This window comes from Virgibacillus proomii, from assembly GCF_018916875.1.
Lineage (GTDB): Bacteria > Bacillota > Bacilli > Bacillales > Amphibacillaceae > Virgibacillus > Virgibacillus proomii_B.
On record NZ_JAHLNO010000004.1, the window covers coordinates 495,508 to 515,923 of the forward strand.

The 20,416-nt window shown below is 33.8% G+C and carries 20 protein-coding genes and 3 pseudogenes; 20 read left to right on the forward strand and 3 right to left on the reverse strand.

The annotated features are described in order from the left end of the window. Positions 1-53 precede the first annotated feature (53 nt). Positions 54-1,604, forward strand: a complete 1,551-nt coding sequence (locus tag KQI21_RS03565) for a rhomboid family intramembrane serine protease (RefSeq protein WP_216482646.1) — start codon at positions 54-56, stop codon at positions 1,602-1,604. A 191-nt stretch (positions 1,605-1,795) separates the two neighbouring features. Here the strand turns inward: KQI21_RS03565 and KQI21_RS03570 are convergent, their stop codons facing one another. Further along, positions 1,796-2,644: a hypothetical protein gene (locus KQI21_RS03570; RefSeq protein ID WP_216482647.1), complete on the reverse strand. Its 849-nt coding sequence runs from the start codon at positions 2,642-2,644 to the stop codon at positions 1,796-1,798. Positions 2,645-2,784: 140 nt separating this feature from the next. Here KQI21_RS03570 and KQI21_RS03575 point away from each other — a divergent pair, with 140 nt between their 5' ends. The 5 genes and pseudogenes from KQI21_RS03575 to KQI21_RS17045 form a co-directional block, all read left to right on the forward strand. Further along, on the forward strand, positions 2,785-4,242 hold the full coding sequence (locus KQI21_RS03575; RefSeq protein ID WP_216482648.1) for a spore germination protein: 1,458 nt from the start codon (positions 2,785-2,787) through the stop codon (positions 4,240-4,242). A 339-nt stretch (positions 4,243-4,581) separates the two neighbouring features. Next, the gene (locus tag KQI21_RS03580; protein ID WP_216482649.1) at positions 4,582-4,776 is read left to right on the forward strand and encodes a YqgQ family protein; all 195 of its coding nucleotides are present in this window, start codon (positions 4,582-4,584) and stop codon (positions 4,774-4,776) included. A 19-nt stretch (positions 4,777-4,795) separates the two neighbouring features. Beyond that, complete coding sequence (locus tag KQI21_RS03585; RefSeq protein WP_216482650.1) at positions 4,796-5,758, forward strand: ROK family glucokinase; 963 nt, start codon at positions 4,796-4,798, stop codon at positions 5,756-5,758. A 758-nt stretch (positions 5,759-6,516) separates the two neighbouring features. Then, positions 6,517-8,430: an LTA synthase family protein gene (locus KQI21_RS03590; RefSeq protein ID WP_216482651.1), complete on the forward strand. Its 1,914-nt coding sequence runs from the start codon at positions 6,517-6,519 to the stop codon at positions 8,428-8,430. 261 nt (positions 8,431-8,691) lie between these two features. Beyond that, positions 8,692-8,901: pseudogene (locus KQI21_RS17045) on the forward strand (IS21 family transposase); the annotation flags it as partial. Positions 8,902-8,926: 25 nt separating this feature from the next. Here KQI21_RS17045 and KQI21_RS03595 read toward each other — a convergent pair. Beyond that, positions 8,927-9,001 (reverse strand): annotated as a pseudogene (locus KQI21_RS03595) (IS200/IS605 family transposase); the annotation flags it as partial. A gap of 1,039 nt (positions 9,002-10,040) precedes the next feature. Between KQI21_RS03595 and KQI21_RS03600 the strand changes: the two are divergent. From KQI21_RS03600 to KQI21_RS03665, 14 genes are all read left to right on the forward strand, one after another. Next, complete coding sequence (locus tag KQI21_RS03600) at positions 10,041-10,397, forward strand: aminotransferase class III-fold pyridoxal phosphate-dependent enzyme (RefSeq protein ID WP_216482652.1); 357 nt, start codon at positions 10,041-10,043, stop codon at positions 10,395-10,397. Next, positions 10,390-10,779 carry an aminotransferase class III-fold pyridoxal phosphate-dependent enzyme gene (locus KQI21_RS03605; protein ID WP_216482653.1) on the forward strand — a complete coding sequence of 130 codons (390 nt, stop codon included), beginning with the start codon at positions 10,390-10,392 and terminating at the stop codon, positions 10,777-10,779. Before KQI21_RS03600 ends, KQI21_RS03605 begins: the two co-directional genes overlap by 8 nt. Continuing rightward, on the forward strand, positions 10,772-10,918 hold the full coding sequence (locus tag KQI21_RS03610) for a hypothetical protein (protein ID WP_216482654.1): 147 nt from the start codon (positions 10,772-10,774) through the stop codon (positions 10,916-10,918). Before KQI21_RS03605 ends, KQI21_RS03610 begins: the two co-directional genes overlap by 8 nt. Positions 10,919-11,392: 474 nt before the next feature. After that, on the forward strand, positions 11,393-12,217 hold the full coding sequence (locus KQI21_RS03615; RefSeq protein ID WP_216482655.1) for a tetratricopeptide repeat protein: 825 nt from the start codon (positions 11,393-11,395) through the stop codon (positions 12,215-12,217). Between the two features lie 5 nt (positions 12,218-12,222). Next, positions 12,223-13,380, forward strand: coding sequence for a beta-ketoacyl-[acyl-carrier-protein] synthase family protein (locus tag KQI21_RS03620; protein WP_216482656.1), 1,158 nt, complete (start codon positions 12,223-12,225; stop codon positions 13,378-13,380). 6 nt (positions 13,381-13,386) lie between these two features. Further along, positions 13,387-14,241, forward strand: a complete 855-nt coding sequence (locus KQI21_RS03625) for an RnfABCDGE type electron transport complex subunit D (protein WP_216482657.1) — start codon at positions 13,387-13,389, stop codon at positions 14,239-14,241. After that, positions 14,213-14,941 (forward strand): beta-ketoacyl-[acyl-carrier-protein] synthase family protein, encoded by a 729-nt coding sequence (locus tag KQI21_RS03630; RefSeq protein WP_216482658.1) that lies wholly within the window; start codon positions 14,213-14,215, stop codon positions 14,939-14,941. The genes KQI21_RS03625 and KQI21_RS03630 overlap by 29 nt, the downstream gene beginning before the upstream one ends. 252 nt (positions 14,942-15,193) lie before the next feature. Then, on the forward strand, positions 15,194-15,382 hold the full coding sequence (locus KQI21_RS03635; protein ID WP_216482659.1) for a hypothetical protein: 189 nt from the start codon (positions 15,194-15,196) through the stop codon (positions 15,380-15,382). Positions 15,383-15,419: 37 nt separating this feature from the next. After that, complete coding sequence (locus KQI21_RS03640; protein WP_296363181.1) at positions 15,420-15,659, forward strand: beta-ketoacyl synthase N-terminal-like domain-containing protein; 240 nt, start codon at positions 15,420-15,422, stop codon at positions 15,657-15,659. Positions 15,660-15,697: 38 nt separating this feature from the next. Beyond that, on the forward strand, positions 15,698-15,769 hold the full coding sequence (locus tag KQI21_RS16670; RefSeq protein ID WP_367112763.1) for a hypothetical protein: 72 nt from the start codon (positions 15,698-15,700) through the stop codon (positions 15,767-15,769). A 29-nt stretch (positions 15,770-15,798) separates the two neighbouring features. Continuing rightward, positions 15,799-17,559, forward strand: coding sequence for a CRTAC1 family protein (locus tag KQI21_RS03650; protein ID WP_216482660.1), 1,761 nt, complete (start codon positions 15,799-15,801; stop codon positions 17,557-17,559). Positions 17,560-17,583: 24 nt separating this feature from the next. Continuing rightward, a complete protein-coding gene (locus KQI21_RS03655; protein ID WP_216482661.1) occupies positions 17,584-18,009 on the forward strand; it encodes a 3-hydroxyacyl-ACP dehydratase FabZ family protein in 426 nt (141 codons plus the stop codon). Between the two features lie 4 nt (positions 18,010-18,013). Then, entirely contained in the window at positions 18,014-19,066 is a 1,053-nt protein-coding gene (locus tag KQI21_RS03660; RefSeq protein WP_216482662.1) for a class I SAM-dependent methyltransferase, read from the forward strand. Further along, on the forward strand, positions 19,063-19,464 hold the full coding sequence (locus KQI21_RS03665; RefSeq protein WP_216482663.1) for an ApeI family dehydratase: 402 nt from the start codon (positions 19,063-19,065) through the stop codon (positions 19,462-19,464). The genes KQI21_RS03660 and KQI21_RS03665 overlap by 4 nt, the downstream gene beginning before the upstream one ends. A 130-nt stretch (positions 19,465-19,594) precedes the next feature. On the opposite strand, the pseudogene KQI21_RS03670 reads toward KQI21_RS03665, so the two are convergent. Then, positions 19,595-20,416, reverse strand: a pseudogene (locus KQI21_RS03670) (IS256 family transposase); the annotation flags it as partial.

Genomic DNA, 20,416 nt, shown 5'->3' on the forward strand with positions numbered 1-20,416 from the left:
AAGCTTAACAATATTCAGATTAACGAAGGTAGAACTTAAGGGGAGATGTGGTAATGTATTTGGATGAACAATATAAATTGTACAAACTGGCAGTTCAATTTGTTTCCGCTGACAATTATGATGTACTATATGTAAATGATCAAGGCAATGAAATATGGTTAGAAAAGAAGCAAGGAAAAACTTCAAATGTTGTACGATTGATTAACCAGGGATTTGATTGGACAAATCATTTAAAAAAAGATATCGCTGTTGTTTTTCAGAAAGTGAAATCAATGAAGCGTCTGTTACGTGGAAGAATTATTGAAATACATAATATTTATATTTCTGAACATGCTCCGGTTGATGATTGGGAACTTTTAAAAAAACCAATGAAGTTAAATACGAAGCAATCTATTTCAATGCAGCTTTATTACTTATCTAATTCTCATTATGAAGAAGAAAAACAAAGACTTGCAAGTGAAGTCGGTGTTTCCATCATAGATACAGATATTTCATTGGATATAGAGGAAAAAGAAAGGAAGTTAGTCTCCTATAAACAGTATTTAACTCAACATGTGTTTGATCGTCAACAACAAACCAAGGCTGTTTTTTCCTTTGGTAAGCCAAGACTTACATATATTATCTTGCTTTTATGTATCGGTATGTTTTTACTTCTTGAGTTGAACGGTGGAAGTAAAAATACGGAAACATTAATCAAATTTGGCGCTAAGTTCAATCCTGCAATTATTGAAGATGGTGAATGGTGGCGGATAATTAGCTCCATGTTTTTACACATTGGATTACTCCATTTGGCAATGAATATGATTGCCGTTTATTATTTGGGATCATTAGTTGAAAGAATCTATGGATCCATACGGTTTCTGATCATTTATTTTCTAGCAGGGATTGGCGGAGGATTAGCTAGTTTTGCTTTTTCTGTAAACATAGCTGCCGGAGCATCTGGCGCATTGTTTGGACTGTTTGGTGCATTATTATTTTTCGGTCTTTATCATCGTACAATATTTTTCCAAACCATTGGCACCAATGTGCTCCTGTTAATAGGCATTAACATCGTTTTTGGGTTCTCTGTTCCGCAAATTGATAATAGTGCACATTTAGGTGGTCTTATCGCTGGTTTTATCGCATCATCAATTGTCCATTTGCCGAAACATAGAGATTTACTAAAACAATTAAGTGCACTTGCCATTTTCATTGCGCTTCTATTTGGTATTGTTCAATATGGGTTAGTTAATAATCAGAATAGTCAACTCTATCATGCCATGCAATTAGAAAGACTGGTAAAGGAAGGAAATTATGATAAGGCGATCGAGCAAGCTAATCAAGCATTACGCAGTGAAGGGGACTTAAAAGCGGCTATCTTATTTCAGCGGTCTTATGCGTATATTGAATTAAATCGGCCTGATCAAGCAATCAAAGATCTAGAGGAAAGCATTGAACTGGATAATAGCGTTCCAGAGGCACATTATAATCTTGCTTTCTTATATTTTCGTAATGGGGAGATGAATAAGGCGGATGCTGCTATCAAAAAAGCATATCAATTGGACCCGAATAACCCGAAAATTACTGAGCTATATGAGAAAATCACTGGAAAAACAGCAAAATAACCAAGGAAGTTTACATCTGGTTTTTATTAATCGGACAGTGGAAAGATCAAAGAATATTAGTTATAAGAAACATACTAAGAATTAGTGGGTAGAGTCATCCGTCGATGACTCTACCCATTAATCTTAGTATGTTTTTGAAATAGTTTACATAATAATTATATGGTAAACAATATTTTTAAAAAATATTTTTGTTACAAGGAATATTTTTGAATCAGTTGTTTCTTTTTTTTATTTAATTCAAAAAGAACAAGCAGATGCTTATTTTCCTTATCAAATAAAATTAGAGGAATATAACTATCTACTACTTCTTTTTCTGTTTTGACAATTGGGATCACATAATTTTTGTATAAACCTTCCCATAGCTGGCCAATTATTTTATCGGTTTGTGCTTGCGAAAGAGAAGGAAGTGGCTCGCTTTGATATTTATCCAAAACAGTTAAAGGAACCGCTAAGTATTTTTCTTTATCGATTTGAAAATGATTTAATAACGTATTCCAATGGTATAATAACTGTTGCTTGGATGTTCGATCAAGCAAATTTTTCCATTCTCTTTCATAATTACTCTTCGCTGTTTTAAATGACACAAGCGGAGTTGTTGGTGAATCAATCACGTAAAGATAATCACTAGACATTTTTTGGATGCTTTTAATCTCGTCTCTTGATTTATGAATTTCACCGTGGTGAAAAGAAATAGACTGATATAGGCTGCTGTCTTCAAGTTGAAGTATCTCTTTTAATTGGATTGTATCCGTATCCTGAACCCATTTCGTTAAAGCGCCACGAAGTCTGCCATTGTCAAAAAGTAAGGAAACATCTTGTCTTAAGTATACGGGGATGTCGGTTGTGGAATTAGTCTGCCACAATAATTTGTAATTATCATTTCCTTTTTCCGTAAATAGAGATAGAGAAGTTTTTGCAGTGGAAAAGGTAGTATCTTGATCGATTGGAAAGTAAGTAATTGCAGGTTTTGTTTGTACATTTATAATACATATGGTCGCTAAAATTATTCCCGAACAGAGTATGATGATTGCTTTTTTCATTCTATCCCCGCCTTTGTACAAGCTTTCTTCTTTCACTATATGCAACCACTTACGCCGTTATGCTATTTATATAGCAAATGCATACAACAATCACAAAATCCACACAATACGTATAGTAATTAAAATGGATAGGTGAGTATATGCAAAAGGATACGCAACCATTATTTCGCTCGTTTGAAAAAAATCGTAACTATATACGCGATCGATTAGCTGTGGACAAAAGTTTTGACGTTGTACAACGTGACCTGGAATATGCTGGTGTTAAAATGGCATTTTTTTTAATTGACGGATTTATTAAAGATGATATATTACTGTATATTATGGATTTATTTGCTGATTTGAAGCCAGAAGATATCCAAACGAATACACTTAAAAAGTTGGTGGAAACATATATTCCATATGTTGAAGTAGATGAGGTCGATGATTTAAATAAAGTAACGGATCTTGTTCTTGGTGGACCTGCAGCGTTGGTAGTCGAAGGAATCGATAAAGTAATTATGATAGATGGAAGAACCTATCCGGCTCGCTCACCGGAAGAACCAGATTTAGAAAGAGTTGTTAGGGGGTCACGGGATGGTTATGTAGAGACCATTATTTTTAATACAGCACTCACAAGACGTAGAGTTCGTGATCGTTCTTTACGCATGGAGTATATGCAGATAGGCAGAAGATCAAAAACAGATATTTGTATTTGCTACTTAGAAGATATTGCAGATCAGCGTAGAGTAGAAGCTTTAAAAGACAAGCTGGCGCAAATCGATACAGATGGTTTGCCAATGGCTGAAAAAACAATCGAAGAGTATATTAGTGGCAGGCATTGGAATCCATATCCTACGGTGAGATACACGGAGCGCCCCGATACTGCTGCGGCTCATTTGTATGAAGGACATGTCATTATCATTATTGATGGTTCTCCGAGTGTAACGATAACCCCGGCTACATATGCTCATCATCTCCAACATGCAGAGGAGTACCGACAAAAGCCGCTAGTTGGTGCATATTTGCGCTTTGTTCGCTTTTTTGCCGTGTGGGCATCCATTTTTATCTTGCCATTGTATTACTTATTTACGAAAAACCCTGAGTATTTACCGGCGAACCTTCAATATATCGGGCCTACTGACCAAGGGGTAGTACCTTTATTCATGCAGTTCTTATTAGCAGAGATAGGAATAGATATTTTGCGAATGGCGGCCATTCATACTCCTTCATCATTAGCAACTGCACTTGGGCTTGTGGCTGCAATTATGATTGGAGAGGTATCTGTTCAAGTAGGTTGGTTTTCTCATGAGGTAGTACTTTATTTAGCGGTTGCAGCGATTGGTACTTACGCTACACCAAGTTATGAGTTAGGCTTGGCAAACCGATTAGTTCGCATTTTTTTATTAATTTGTGTAGCTTTATTTGGCGGCATAGGCTATATCGTTGGAATAACTGTTTGGATTCTCTACTTAGTACGTATGGAATCTTTTCATGTACCATATTTTTGGCCATTTCTTCCTTTTTCCTACCGTCCGTTTCGAGATGTTTTCTTACGTTCACCAATACCATTGAAAAATCGACGTCCAGCATTTCTACATCCAAAAGACCCAGATCGTTAAGAAGATTTGGGTTTTTTCAATGTCTGAAAAACGATATCCGTAGTGTGGGTTTCTTTTTGAAAGTAGCTTCGTGTCTAGTTTATGCGCTCAAACACGTAGCAAACTCCGACCTTCTTACGATATATCAACATTGGCTTGCCTTGTTTCTTTTATCTCATTAGAAGATCTCCAGTTTGAACGTCGCTAACGAGCGTTTCTAGCTTTTGTTCATGTAAAACAGATGCAAATTTTAAAAATTGCTATATGGCTTTAGGATTTATCCTATAAATCATGCGCATTTTTTTGCAATCTATTCTTTTTCTTACCCAGATTTAGTATAATGAAATTTGGTGATCGTTAATGAAATCAGTCTATGATATCCAGCAATTGTTAAAAAAGTATGGTACATTCATTTATACTGGAAGTCGTCTTGGTGATCTCCATATGTTTGAAATGGAGTTAGATGAACTACACGGGCTAGGTTTTATAGAACAAGAGTTATACGTGAAAGCAAAACTAATTTTAAAAAAAGAAATAACATCATTAAAAAAATAGAAAAAAGGGAGTCTTGAAGTTGGAACAGATAATTATTGGTATCGACATAGGAGGAACTGCAGCTAAATTAGGTCTGATTAGTAATGAAGGAGACATACTTGACAAATGGCAAATCCCAACAAATACAAATGATGGTGGTATTCATATCATTCATGATATATGGGATTCGATAACTAAAAAAATAGAAGCAAAAGGAATGAAGCAGGGACAAATTCTTGGTATAGGGATTGGCGCCCCGGGATTTATAGAAGACGAAACAGGTTTTATATACGAGGCAGTAAATATTGGTTGGAGAGACTATCCGTTAGGTGATTTATTAAAAAAACGAGCGCAATTACCAGTGTTTGTTGAAAATGACGCTAATGTAGCTGCTTTAGGTGAAAATTGGCGAGGATCTGGTCACCAAGTTGCAAACTTAATCGCGATTACACTTGGTACAGGTGTAGGCGGAGGTATTATTGCTAACGGAAGAATCATTAATGGTGAAGCAGGGTTAGGTGGCGAAATCGGGCATATAATTATTGAAAAGGATGGCGCTAGTTGTAACTGTGGTAAGAAAGGTTGTTTAGAAACCATTGCTTCAGCGACCGGTATCGTGCGCCAAGCAAAACAGAAGGCAGAGGAGTTTCCTAAAAGTAAACTAGCTTCTATAATAGCAACAAATGGAACAATTACTGCAAAGGATGTTTTTCAACTAGCAGCAGAAGGTGACCAAGATGCTGAACAGATCGTCGCTCGTACTGCTGATGTATTAGGCGAGGTAATTGCAACTATGGGTGTTATTCTTAATCCTGCTAAAGTTTTAATTGGTGGAGGAGTGTCAAAAGCAGGCGAGCCGTTACTGTCCGCTATTCGTGAAGCATTTGATCGATATGCACTTCCAAAAGTGAACCAAACTTGTGAATTAGCGCTTGCCCAATTAGGTAATGATGCTGGTATAATAGGCGCTGCTTATCTAGTAAAACAAAAACTAGAAAAATAGTATCCTGAAGATAAAGTGAAACTTCATTCAAGGAGTGCTTTTCTCCTTGAATGTTAGTACCACAAGGGTATGACCTAAAGGCCCTTGAACGAATCGGGCATTTAGGTGCCGTGTTCTCCCACTTAGACCCTTTTGTACCAGATCAGACTCTTAACGTGGAAGACTTACGGCACCTTACATGCGGGGATAAATAACGAGAAATTGAAACTTTTTGGTTGGATGTTTTTTCATCGTTAATGAAGTAAAGAACGTAATGGAAATATTTATTGAAGTAAAAGAAAGAGTCAACTTAGGTAAAAACTAGTGTTAGAAAAATATCCTTTTCACATATTTTTAACATATATTATACGTCATGTTTATAATGGAGATAAATAGGGTAAAAGAAAAACGCATGATAAACCCAAATGCACCTTGGGATTATTTTACTGTTGTAAAATGGAAATGAATTTAGTATGATTATTATTTAATAAACCATTATTTAAGATTTGATTTTGTATCACAAGAAAGCTTTACTACGTCTCTTAATTTTAGTACGTGTTCAAAAAGAAGTAAGTTCATCATAAGTAGAAGATTTACCAATATATTAGATTTGCAGAAACAGGTAAACGAAGTATATAATGTGTTTTGGACGGACTTTTTGAACGTTTTCTTTTAGAAGCAGCTATAACTTTTACGTAGTTGCCATTTTTCCTAGAGGGAGTAGGGTAGGAAAAATGTAGAAATTTATATTTATAAGGTAAGAAGCAGGAGGAAGTTTTATGGAGTTAAAACGAAAGAAAATACCATTATTTGTTTTAGCTACACTATTATTTGGCATTAAAACATATATTGTTTATCGTTTTATGTTTTCCATTGAATTGGACAACATAATGCAAGAGGTTATTTTATTTATTAACCCATTTGTATCTGCATTTCTTGTTTTTGCTTTGAGTGTTTGGTTTAAAAAACAAACAAGGCAAATGAAATTTTTACGGTATACAGCATTGGTTGGAACCTTGATTATTTACGCAAATCTAGTATTCTATCGTTCATTTACTGATTTTATTACGTTACCGCAGCTGTTCCAGACTAGTAATGCAGCTGATTTAGGGTCTAGTATTTTAACTTTAATTAAGCCATTTGATATTCTGTTGTTTGTCGATGTTATAATCATCTGGTATCTAGGTAAAAGGCGATCAGAGCAAATGACTGTCCGCTATTCAAAAAGTGGAAAAGTTTTTGCTTTAGCTATGTCTTTAGTGTTATTGGCAGGTAATTTCTTTTTGGCCGAAATGGAAAGACCACAGTTATTTACTCGTGCTTTTGATAGAGAATATTTAGTGAAGAATATTGGGTTGTTTAATTATCATATTTATGATCTTGCTACACAGGCAAAAGCAAAAACGCAGCGGGTGTTTGCTGATGGAAATGAATTACCAGAAATTCAAGAATATGTAGATGAAAATATGAAACGTAATAAAAAATCAGAGCTTTTTGGTGTCGCTAAAAGTAAAAATGTAATTTTCATTAATGCAGAATCAATTCAAAGTTTTGTTATTAACAATAAACTTAACGGTGAGCCAATTACGCCATTTTTAAATCGTTTAACGAAAGATAAAGACACGTTTTATTTTGAAAACTTCTATCATCAAACGGAGCAAGGAAAAACATCGGATTCAGAGTTTATTGTAGAGAATTCCTTATATCCACTCTCTCGTGGAGCAGTATTTTTTACCCATGCCCAAAATGAGTTTAATGCCATGCCAGAAATATTAGGAAAAAATGGTTATTACACTAGTGTTCTACATGCCAATAATAGAAGCTTTTGGAATCGTGATCAGATGTATCAAAGTTTAGGAATTGATCACTATTATGGTGAGGAATCGTATGAGGTAACAGAGGAAAACTCGATTGGTTGGGGTCTTAAAGATAAACCATTCTTTGAACAATCCACTAAAATTTTACAAAAATTGCAGCAACCATTTTATGCGAAATTGATCACATTAACAAACCATTTCCCATTTGAATTGGGTGAAGAAGATAAATCGATTGAGCCGTATAATTCTAATTCCAATACCCTAAATAATTACTTTCCAACTGTTAGGTATATGGATGAAGCAATTGAGCAGTTCTTTAATCAATTAAAAAACTCAGGCCTCTATGAGAATTCCATTTTAGTTATTATGGGAGACCATAATGGAATTAGCGCAAACCATAATCGGGCAATGAGCCAGTATTTGGGTAAAGAAGAGATCACACTATATGACCATGTTCAATTACAACGAGTGCCATTATTTATTCACATTCCTGGTTATGGAAAAGGCGGGGTTAAATCAGAAGTTTCTGGTCAAATTGATGTAAAACCGACGTTATTAAATTTATTAGGTATAAAAAATAGCGATGATATTCAGTTTGGTAATGATCTATTTAGCAATAATCGAAAGGGATTCATTGCCTTACGTGATGGAAGCTTTATTAGTGAAGACTATATTTATACAAATAGCACATGCTATGATCGAAAAACGGGTGAACCGATAGCTGAAGAAGATAATAAGAATGATAATACAGGAAAAGAAGAAAACGAGAAAGAGGCTTGTGACCCAATTCGGGAACAAGTGGAAAAAGAACTGGGTTACTCTGATGATCTCATTTATGGTGACTTATTCCGTTTTCTTGATTTTGATAAAAAATAATTAAATATATTGGTGTTTTAAAATTAGTTCTTCAATCCGTAGAAAAAGATGTTCTACGGATTGAAGCTTTTTAGTGTCTAGGAATACTATCCTCATTTAGAGATGAATAATCTCCGTTCGATGCATAATTCTGTTCCATGGCAGTTGTTATTGCTGGATCTCTTAATAGATCCCCTATTTTTAAGTAGGGGTAGAGAAAATTCGACTGTTTGTAGATGGGGAGTATGCAGCTACGAGCTCTCGCAATTTGGGGTTCGTAAAATGGATATTTATCATTATCTGAAAACCTTTGAAAAGAAAAAAAGGTGCCCTTATTCAAAGTCAAAGTTTGAATAAGGGCACCGACACATATTAAAAATATTTATCACTTATTATATCGGAAAGGAGAAAGATTTTATAGCATTATTCCATTATACAAAGGAAAAGAATAACCTTCCAAAGGTATTAAACGCCATTGAGCGATTGAAGAAAGTTCGTTGTAATTTATATTTTAACCATACTTTGGAGTGAACACAATATAGTATTTACAAAGCCATTTTGTGTGTGCCAAACTATTAGCTTTATTGGCCAATTTACTCACTTTCCTTCCTAAGGCTTGAACAATCTCTATTATAGAACAAAGTGAGTTTTTTGGTAGAACCATTTGTTACCCACCCGCATAGCAGGTGGTTTTCTGTTTCGTATGCTGTCACGAGTTCAACTGACTAAAGTCATAAATAAAAGACAAAAGCGCCTTTTTGGTGCTTTGTCTTAAGTGGAATAAAAAATATCGAGATTTTTGCATCTTACTTATTATTTAAAATTTTACAGATAGATGTTACTCTTTCTACCTCTCCAATTTCTTCCATGTCCTTTTGGGGTTTATTTAACATGTTTATTGTAATTACTATTATACTTGGTATTTCACCAGTTTTTCGATATTCTCCTTCGATTTTCATAGGTAAACATTTAACTTCAATAGTATGTAGTGCATCCAAATCTAGTTTTAAACGCAGCTATTCTATGTCTTTTTAGAATTTATCCCGCATGTAATGTGCCGTAAGACTCCCACTTTAAGAAACTGAGTTGGTACAAAAGGGGCTAAGTGGGAGAAAACGGCACCTAAATGCCCGATTCGTTCAAGGGCCTTTAGGTCATACCCTTGTGGTACTAACATTCAGTAGGAGAGGAGGAAAACTCCTACTGAATAAAGTTTCATTATCAGAGAATGAACTTTCCGCGATTTCTTCTACAACATCTTTTAGTTTCTCTATCGTTTCACTAAGTTCAAAGAATTCATTGTCAATACGTTCGACAGTATTTTTGATTTTTTAGTTTCAATTTCGCTCATTTCAGTTACCATCTTAAGAAAATTATTTTTATAACTTATATTTTATAATGTCAACTATAACTCTAGCAACAGATTTTGCTCTATTTTTAGAAAATACAACATTTTCATTTCATTACTTAATCACGAAGCGGAAAATATTGATATAAAAAACACTACTTTTTGCAAAAATTAAACAAGTAAAGTTTTTTAAGCATGAGACAATTAAATCATTATAATAAGGAAATAAGGAGGATGTTACTTTGAATTATCATGTCTTACATCCCTTACCTTGATGCCATATATGAGAGAGCTTGAAGAAAATGAGGTTCTCCAAAAAATAATAATTTCCGAAAGGTCAAACAGTTCTTGGGTGAGGGATAAAAAAGGAAATCATTACAATAACATTAGCAATGCAGTGTTATCAATAGGATCCGGTCAAGAAGATATCATGGATCCAGCACTAACCCAATATAAAAAGTTATCTACTGGAATTCTAATGGCGCAAGGTCATGACAAGGCAAATGAACTGGCAAAAAAGCTTGTTAAAAAAATGCCGAGGTATAATATGTTATTTTATTCACATAATGGAACAGGAACTCTTGAAACAGCCCTAAAAATTGCAAGGAAACATTTTTTAGCAAAAGGAAGGAGTGAATAAGAAAAAATTTATTAGTTTAGAAGGTGATTTCCACGGAAACAGTTATGGGAGTTTGTCAGTAACTAATGTTGGTCTCCATGAATTGTTTGGACCAGTTTTAGATGGAAGCCTAAAAGTTACTCCTCCAAACGCCAGTCTTGATAAAGAAAACCTAGAAAAGGACATAGAGAATAAATGCAAAGAACTTATAGACTTAATTAGTTGCGAAGGATCTGAAACAATTGCGGCTATGATAATAGAATCTATTCAAGGAGTATCGGGAGTTCGTATTATCCCCAACGAATATATACAAAAAATTAGAGAAATTACAAGACAGAATGATATCCTACTCATAGTCGACGAGGTAACTACCGGTATAGGAAGATTAGGTGATATTGAATAATATTCCGAAAGAGTATCAATCTTCCTTTAGTCAGGGCATGGCTTTTGGATATGAGGCAAGACGTTTACAGGATAATGAATTTTGGCAAAATTCTATGGATCAAGTTAATGAAACAACAAAACAAACTATACTCTCATGAATTTCAAACGTTGATTATACGAGAGGTGTTATCAGTAATAAGGAAACGAATTTCTATTTAAGATGGCTTGATCTTATGAGGGAAACAATAGAAGTAGATTAAAATAATGTTGGAAACCGAGCTGATTTAATCTAAATTCGAGCGATTTTAATCTAATTGAGTATTTTTTAGTTGTGCGCCCGGCATGTCTAACAACTTGGTCCACTACAGGCTTGGCAGTAGGAACTGTTAGCAGAAGGCATGTCCATCGTGAAAAGAGTTACTGGATAGTGATTTATTTGAGTATTTTGAAATTTTTGGGAATTGTTTTATTCTGTAGAAAAATTTTATTTTTGTTATATCTTAGGGGCTTCCTATTGCTCTAGATGTTTGTGTTTTAAAAATTTTTAAGTATTTTAATATGCAAAACAAGCAGAGATAATTAATCTATTTTAAATCATAATTAGGTTAGACAATAGAAAGGGGTAGATATTATTGAATAGGAAGAAGTTGATTAATTTTGGATTAGTTATATTTACACTGGGAATATTAACTTTCATTTTTTGGTACTTTTTCTATGATACGAAATATACTTTACCAAAAATTGATTTAAATTTAACAGTAGGAGAATTAGGGATTGATTTCACGGAAGAAATTTCAACTAACAGTGATGTCTCTAAAGAAAATTTGATGAAATTAGTTGAAGACAATCCAGAAAATATGGCTTATCTTAATGCTCTTCGACTGAATATGAATGATGATTTAGATAGTTACCTCGAGTTTTTAGAACAGTTAGGTGAGAGTGAAAGAGTCTATCTTCAAAAAGCCCTCGCATATATTGATAAATTACAAAATCCCCAGTTAGGGACGGGAAGATTAGGACAAATATCTAACCAATCAATCAGTGAGCTGGAACAAGTTTTAAGTATCAATGAATACAATTGGTTGGCTTATTATGCGAGAGGACTAAATAACCTATATTGGCCAGTCGGATTAAAAAGAATCGATAAAGCTATCCAGGATCTCGCTTACTGTGTTGCTGTCTCAGAGGAATACGGAAATATAAGTAATCCATTATGGGCTGATGCTTATGTGGCATACGGAGATGCATTAATTAAAGGGGAAGATCTCGATACCGGTTTTCAAGTTTGGAAGGATGGGTTAAAACGCTTCCCAAACCATCCAGAATTATCTAACAGAGTAAAATCTGGAAAAGAAAAAGCTTATTCAGTAGTCAAATCAATTCGGGGAATTGATTCGTTTCAAAGACCAGATGAAAACTTAACAGATTTAAGCATACTTTGGACTAATAAGGAGTGATTGAGATGACTGGTGTAGCCATTTCTGGGGCGGGTATAATATCCTCAATTGGGGATAACTGTAATGAAACTTGGCAAAGTTTACTAGCAGGTAAAAATGGAGCCGGAAAAGTAAAAAAGTTTTCTAATACACCTTTAAAGGAAATATATGCATGCGAAATAGAAAATGTCGATGTATTAGTTAACGAGGATAAAGAAATGGGAAGTGCCACTAACTTATTTTATAAAACTGCAAAACAAGCATTGAGTGACGCGTCTTTAGGATTTAGGGAACCTATGAAGGTAGGATTATCTATTGGTACAACAATGGGAGAAATCGATAGTTTAGAAAGTGAATTATTTAATAAAGAAGAATCGAACGTTATTGGAGGTCCTAATGTTATTGCTGATAAAGTATACCATAAACTTAGATTAAATGGCCCAAAATGGACTATTACCAATGCATGCGCCGCTGGAAATATTGCCATTTCCAGGGCTATGGAAGATATATTAAGGGGTAATGCAGATGTAATGATAGCTGGTGGTGTGGATATCCTTTCCTGGGTAGCATTTTCAGGATTTAATAGTTTAAGAGCATTGAGCCCTAAACTGTGTACCCCGTTCGATAGAAATAGAAAAGGATTATTACTGGGAGAAGGAGCGGGTGTTTTAATTTTAGAAAGTCTAGAACACTTAAAAAAAAGGAAAAAAGGAAAAAGGGCTGTATTGTACGGTTATGGATTAAGTTCGGATGGTCACCATATAACACAACCGGACCTCAAAGGAGATGGTGCTGTTAAAGCAATGAAAGATGCGATAAAAATGGGGAATATTACGGAAAATGACATTGAATACGTTAATGCACACGGAACCGGAACTTTAGCTAATGATCAAATGGAGAATATATCAATTAATAGAGTATTTAATTCTTCCCATCCCTATGTGAGTTCCATAAAAGGGCATTTGGGACATACTTTGGGTGCGGCAAGTGCTATAGAAGCTGCAGTTTGTGTAAAGATTTTAGAGAATGGTGTTATTCCACATACTCAGAATCTAAAAGAGATTGACCCTAAATTTAGTATAAATTTAGTTAAAGATAATCCTATATCAAGCGACATTAAGTATGTTCTATCAAATTCATATGCATTTGGTGGAGTTAATTCTTCCATCTTAATTGGGAGGTAAATATATATGTCTAAATCTAATAAAAGCTACATTACATCTTGGTCTGATTATAAACTAGATCCCAGGTTTCTCATTATATTGTTTTTAGGATTATTTATTATATCTGGTCAGACTTACTTAAACTTTGAACAAGGACTAGAAAACGTTATTGTTGCGATAGCGACCACAGTCATAACTGAAATGATTCTTGGTAGAATCATCTTAAAAAAATGGGTAAAGCCAATTAGCGCTCTCATTACAGGTATGGGACTAAGCTTATTAATAAGTTCCACTTTACTATGGCCATATTTTTTAGCAGGATTTTTATCTATTGGTATGAAATATACCTTCAAATATAAAGGTGGTCATATTTTTAACCCTAATAATTTAGCGGTAGTGCTCATTATAACTTTTTTTCCTTTGTTTGCAACGATAACTCCTAAGCAATGGTCTAACGGCTATATTATGATGTCTATAATAATAGCCTTAGGGTTAATTGTTGTGGTTTTTGCCAAGAGAGCGGAAGTAGCTATTACTTTTATTTTATTCTTTTTGATCATTGGATATTTTAGACATTTATTTTTTGACATACCATTATTAGCGGCAATTGGTCCCATTATGGGAGCTTCCACACAATTATTTATATTTTTCATGATCACTGATCCCAAGACTACTCCGGTAACTAGAACGGGAAAAATTCTCTTTGCTCTTACTATAACAATAATTGACGGAATCTTGAGAGTCAATAGAATTCCTCACGCGCCTTTCTACGCGCTATTTCTAACAAGTATTATCTTTATGATTCCTTATAGATATTTTGTTAGTAAACTAAATCAGAAAGAAGGGGAAAACTATGAAGGAAGTAAGTATAAGTGGATTTAATGTTGTTACACCATTTGGTTCGGGGTTCGACAGTCTTCCAGGAGAATCTATTTCAGATTTTATAATATCTAACTGTTTCGAAATAGATGACAATCTGGAGTCTAATTTACCTTTAATAAAGCGTTCCCCCCGTGAGATTAAAATACCTTGTATTTCAATGTATGAGGCAGCAAAAAATGTCGGCATTAATACTAGAGGAGAGAAAAAATATACAGATATCGGGATAATAGTCGGAACTTCTTTTTCAAATTTAAAAGCAATCTATGACTTCTATTTAGATGCTGAAAAATATGGGATAGATAAAATTAATCCTAGATTATTTCCTAATACTGTCCTAAATTCTATTAGCGGATATGCTTCAATGCTTTTAGGAGCTGTAGGTGCAAATATAACAATTTCCCAAGGGGGAGAGTCTGGAGTTAAGTTACTTGAGTATGCAGAGGATTTGCTCAATAGGAACATTTTGAGAAAAGCAATTGTTTGTGAAGTCAATTTAAATGTTCCTACCATTTTTCAACATAGAATTGATTATCAACTTAAACCCGAAAGTATTAGTAGTTTAGTTTTGCAAATAAAAGATAAAGGATTGCCTTTAAATGATTTCAAGATTGAACACTATGATTTTAGAGGGAAGCAGTCTTATGCAGTATTGGATATTATGTACCGATTAAAGCTAGCTGAAAGGAAAGTTGTTGGGTAAAGTTAAAACGTTTATTACAGGAACAAGTATATTAGTTCGGCTGGACTGGGTATGAAAGAAGCTTGGTCATCATTTTTAACTCAAGAAATAACCATTCGTAAACGAGATTTAATTTTTTAAAAAAATGATGGTGAAATATCATTTCCGGTTTATCCCATTAAAAAATTTGATGTTTTCAATTGGTTCACCGGAAGAGAATTAGATAATATAAGAAAGGTTCCATTAAGTGAAGATAAGGATTTTCAATTATTATTGGTTGCTATCAAAGAAGTCATTAACGAATCGGGTCTTGATATTAATAATAAAGACAAAATATCTATTATATTAGCCCACGAAAACCCTGGAGTTAATAATTTAACAAACAAAATAATTAAAAACCCATTTAATCAAAAGCAACATAACCCAGAAATGTTAGAAAGAATTTCAAGAGGATTTTTTTAACATACAAACATTTCCACATCTTTTTTATCTATCTAAAATATTTGGTTTTGAAGGGCAAAATTATGTTGTAAATAACGCATGCGCTTCTGGTAGTTACGCATTGGACTTAGCTCAATCTTTAATAAAGAGTAATAAAGCGGATATTGCTTTAGTTGTTTCTTCGGATTATGCTCATCCAACGAAATATCTATGGTTAAAGCAAAAAGGATTTTGCTCAATTGAAATTGATATGACCGAGGGGATAATTGAAAAATCCTTTTTAAAAAAATTCTTTTAAGACGAACTGGTACTGCACAAGAGGTTTCCTCCTGTATTATGCTTTTACTTTCCGATGCATTATCTTATATAACTGGTAAAGTATTAATACCTGATGGACGTATTATATAGTATACGAATAAAATTAAGGAGACTATAAAATGAAAAACCATAAAATATTATTTCTTATTGTAGGTTTGTTAATTTCTGTAGGTTGTACCGCGATAAATACGGATACAGCTGGACAATCCAAAAAACAAAAACATGATATAACCTTCAATTATACGGATATTACGGCCGAATCAAATGTTGATTTTAATCATTTAAAGCCGACATTTGACCCTAAGGTAGATAATATTATGCCATGGCTTGCCTCAACTGGGGCTTCAGTTGCTGTGGCAGACTATGATAATGATGGCTATTACGATTTGTATTTTACAAATTCGAAAAAAGGCAGTGAAAATGGTCTTTACAGAAATAAAGGGGATGGCACTTTTGAGAAAGTAGATAGCATAACTACAGATATAAACCACGATAGTGTCTCAACTACAGCCCTATTTTTTGATTACAATAATGATGGGTACCCTGATTTATTTGTAGGTAGTTGGGGGTATAGTAAGCTGTTTAAAAACAATGGAGATGGAACCTTCACTGATGTAACAGAAGAAGCAAATACTACTAAGTTTGGTTATGCCGCAAAAGCAATAGCATTAGACTATAACAAAGATGGTCATCTAGATCTTTATGTTGCCAATTATTTTAGAAGTGAAAACAATTTATGGGACCTTGAAACTACTAAAATTATGCACGATGATTTTGAAACAGCGGTAAATGGTGGGAAAAACTATCTTTATAGAAATAATGGGGACGGCACTTTTACCGAAGTTGCGGGTGATCTAGGTGTAGATGACACTGGATGGACCTTATCTACTGGATCGGTTGATTTAAATCATGATGGATATCCAGATATTTATAATGCGAATGATTTCGGGCCAGATTCTTTATACATTAATCAGAATGGTGAGGGATTTAAAAGGGTTACTCAACCAAATAATTTTGGGAATGACACCCATAAAGGTATGAACGTGGATTTTGCTGATATTTTTCATAAAGGCGAATATGGTATCTATGTGAGTAATGTAAGTAAGGATTCTTACATTATAGAAGGAAATGATTTCTGGTATCCTAATGAAAACGGAGAATATGAAGAAATAGCTGATAAATTAAAGATCAATTATGCAGGTTTTTCATGGGGAGCTAAATTCTTTGATGTTAATAATTCTGGAGAATTTAGTCTAGCGGTTACCAATGGCTTCATAACTGGAGAAAGCGATGATGATTATTGGTTTGATTTGGGAACCCTTGTAACTACTCCTGGAAATGTGGTAGAGGATACTAAAAATTGGCCTACTATTGGGGATAAAGATTTGTCAGGTAATGAAAATAAATTCTTATTCTTAAATCCGGGAAATGGAAAAGAGTTCATAGATGTTGCGGAAGAAGCGGGGATTAATTTTACTAGCGATGGGCGAGGAATATCTGTAGTTGATATCGATAACTCAGGAGAACTTGATTTAGTTTTTGCTAATCAAAATGCTCCAGCAAAAGTATATAAAAATAATATTTCAAATGATAATAATTGGATAACTATTGAACTTGAAGGAAGTCCACCAAGTAATAGAGATGCCATAGGAGCAAAGGTTACTATTATTACTGAGGACAAAGAAACATTAATTGAACGGGATGGTGGTAATGGTTTTGGTGGTCAAAGCGATCCGCGTATACATTTTGGTACTGATTCAAATGAAGTCATTAAAGAAATTAAAATAGTTTGGCCAAGTGGACGTGTTCAATCATTAGAAAATGTTGAAACTAATCAATTCCTTTCTATTAAAGAAGATGCATCAATTCCGATGAAATAATAATTTAAAAGGATGTTGACTAGTGTGAATAATTACCTAGATTATTTACCTCAGAAAAGCCCATTCAGGTTTATAGATGAGGTAATTGATTACAAACAAGGGAAATATATGATGGCAAAACTATATTCGGAGTCATTGCCACAAGAAATTACCAAGGCAGCTGAATTCTTCTCACCATCATTTATTACAGAGGCATTAGCCCAATTAGGGATAATATTTATACAATTTGAAACTGAACCATTAAAAGAGAATGAACTTCCTGTATTAGGGTCAATTAAGATGGAAAAATTTAATTCCGTTATTTTAAAAGTCTCTTGTATTGATTTATTAATAAAAAAAGTAAAAGTATATAGTAACCATGCATTATTAGAAGGTATAGCCACAGTGAAAGGACAAGTTATTTGTAATGGACAATTTGGGGTAGTTAAAAGTTTTAAAGCAAAGGAATGATAAGATGCAGATAGTTGATAATAACCTTTTTACAAAAGAATATCATCAAGCATATGATTATAGCTCCTATTATACAGGAAGAAAGATACTTGATATTTTATATCATGTAAACCTTATTTTGGGACAAAAAACATCATTCACTAGAGAAGAAGTCTATAATAATACTGAGTGTATGCCCAATTTTATACCAAGCGTTAATTGGGCTTTAGATTTTTTAATTCAAGAAGGGTTTATTGAGAGAAAGAAAAATAAATTTGTCTTGATTAATCAACGTGATTCACCCAAAATGCCTATGGTTGACTTAGATGTATCATACAAAATGATAGATTATGTTAGCGAGAATTGGCTAAATGTTATTAAAGGTAATATCTCCCCAATTAAACTATTTTTGGGGAAAGATGGGAAACGGTTATGGAAAGAATATTTTGGAGAGAATAACTATTTATATTACGTTCATAATGCATGGATTGCCAGTTTCCTTACAAAACAAAAATCGTTGAGCGATAAGGAAATTCTAGAATTAGGTGCGGGTTTTGGTTCAGGTACCAAAGCAATTACGAGAGATATTGTTGATAAAAGATATAAAAACATACAATATTATGCGACGGATATTAGTAGAGTTATGTGTAAATACATCAAAAATGAAATTCCATATAAAGACCTAAATACATTAGTTCTTAATTTTGAAAAAGAAATATCTTTACAAGTGAGTAATAAAAAATTTGATTATATAGTGGCCATAAATGCTTTACATTGTTCCAACGATATTCTCTATACATTAAACAGTATTAAAAACTCATTAAAAAGTGGTGGATCACTTATTATTTCCGAATGTATTAGAGATAACACGTATCCACTAATGCATCAAGAGTTTATTTTTAATCTCTTACCCGGATATACCCAAAAAAAGAGCAACAAATACTATATTAAGGGATTCTATTATGAAAAAGAATGGTTAAATGCTTTTGAGGAAAGTGGTTTTTATGGTATAGAAATATACAGTAATCCTGGGAATAGAAAGTTAGGGGCAATTTTAAAAGGGATGAAACTATCATGAAAAATAAGAACCACCTTCCGAAACCACTCAACCAAATAGATAAATTTGAAATTATAAATGATAGTAAAATAATCATTTATAAATATGTTTCGGAAGGAGATTACTTTTTACAAGGACATTTTCCAGAAAAAAGTATTTTTCCAGGATTATTAATGGTTGAAGCTATTAAACAATCTATTGAGCAATTTTTAAAACTACGGGAATCTGACTATTCTTTTAGAAACGTTTCAGCAAGATTCTTGAAAATAGTTTCACCAGCAGACATATTGAAATTTGTCCTCAAGAAAGAAATGGTATCCAAAACAGAAATTATAATTAATTGTATAGGAACAGTGGAGCAGGATAAGGTTATGGCATTCAAAGCAAATATAATAATAAATCCCTTAAGAGGAAAGTAAAAAAAATGATAATACCAAAAAATTGAAAGAGTCTACCAAAAAATTCGAATTAGATAGGAATCATTAAGATCTAGCTAAAAAATGATAGGGAGTGTCAATAATTTTGTGTAAATGACAATCCAACCTTTTCTTATAACTCAAATATCACTTCAAGTGCTGCACGTGCCTGATTGAAACCGATATGACAACGTGTCGCAAATTTTTGATTGTAATCTTCAAACTGTGAAACAAGGAAACGTTCAAGTGATTCTTCGTTTGAGAATTGCTCTTTGCGTTTTGTATATTTCTCAATTTGTTTATTAAATGATTCAATCAGATTGGTGCTATAAATACTACGTCAAATCGCTTTCGGAAAGACTGTAGAAATGGCATCCACCATGCCTTTTAAGCCATCAGAAGTAAACAGAAGCACTTCTTCGACACCACGTTCCTTGAGTTCTGTGAGCAGTCCTGCCAGTTGTAAGCAGATTCAGTTGGTGCAATCGTGTAGGCCAGTACTTCTTTTGAGCCGTCCTCACGAATACCAACAGCGATATAAACAGCTTCTTTAGATACCGTTTCACGACGAACAGGAATATAGGTCGCATCTAAATAGACGCAGACATAGCGTGCATTTAAGGGACGTTTATTAAAGGCTTCTACCTGTTCTGTGACCACTTTTGTCATGTTGGAAATCGTCTGTGGCGTGTAATGATGGCCATACGATTTCTGACATCGTAATCCCTTTTTGGAAGAGATGAATAACGGTTGATTCTAACGTGTCATTTGAACGTTTATAGGGGGCGATCGTCTGTTGCTTGAACTCGCCGTTACGATCACGTGGAATTTGGATATTTAAATCACCGTATTCCGTGTGTAATGTACGTGAATATGAACCATTACGTGAATTGCCGGAGTTGAAGCCAATTCGATCATATTTTTCGTAATCTAAAAAAGCCGTTAGTTCTGTTGC

What these genes read in the sequence shown, in the direction of transcription:
- KQI21_RS03580 (WP_216482649.1), top strand. Translation starts at nt 4,582, where the DNA reads ATGAAATCAGTCTATGATATCCAGCAATTGTTAAAAAAGTATGGTACA.
- KQI21_RS03570 (WP_216482647.1), bottom strand. Translation starts at nt 2,644, where the DNA reads ATGAAAAAAGCAATCATCATACTCTGTTCGGGAATAATTTTAGCGACC.
- KQI21_RS03625 (WP_216482657.1), top strand. Translation starts at nt 13,387, where the DNA reads ATGTCTAAATCTAATAAAAGCTACATTACATCTTGGTCTGATTATAAA.
- KQI21_RS03590 (WP_216482651.1), top strand. Translation starts at nt 6,517, where the DNA reads ATGGAGTTAAAACGAAAGAAAATACCATTATTTGTTTTAGCTACACTA.
- KQI21_RS03575 (WP_216482648.1), top strand. Translation starts at nt 2,785, where the DNA reads ATGCAAAAGGATACGCAACCATTATTTCGCTCGTTTGAAAAAAATCGT.
- KQI21_RS03665 (WP_216482663.1), top strand. Translation starts at nt 19,063, where the DNA reads ATGAAAAATAAGAACCACCTTCCGAAACCACTCAACCAAATAGATAAA.
- KQI21_RS03650 (WP_216482660.1), top strand. Translation starts at nt 15,799, where the DNA reads ATGAAAAACCATAAAATATTATTTCTTATTGTAGGTTTGTTAATTTCT.
- KQI21_RS03630 (WP_216482658.1), top strand. Translation starts at nt 14,213, where the DNA reads ATGAAGGAAGTAAGTATAAGTGGATTTAATGTTGTTACACCATTTGGT.
- KQI21_RS03660 (WP_216482662.1), top strand. Translation starts at nt 18,014, where the DNA reads ATGCAGATAGTTGATAATAACCTTTTTACAAAAGAATATCATCAAGCA.
- KQI21_RS03565 (WP_216482646.1), top strand. Translation starts at nt 54, where the DNA reads ATGTATTTGGATGAACAATATAAATTGTACAAACTGGCAGTTCAATTT.
- KQI21_RS03600 (WP_216482652.1), top strand. Translation starts at nt 10,041, where the DNA reads ATGAGAGAGCTTGAAGAAAATGAGGTTCTCCAAAAAATAATAATTTCC.
- KQI21_RS03620 (WP_216482656.1), top strand. Translation starts at nt 12,223, where the DNA reads ATGACTGGTGTAGCCATTTCTGGGGCGGGTATAATATCCTCAATTGGG.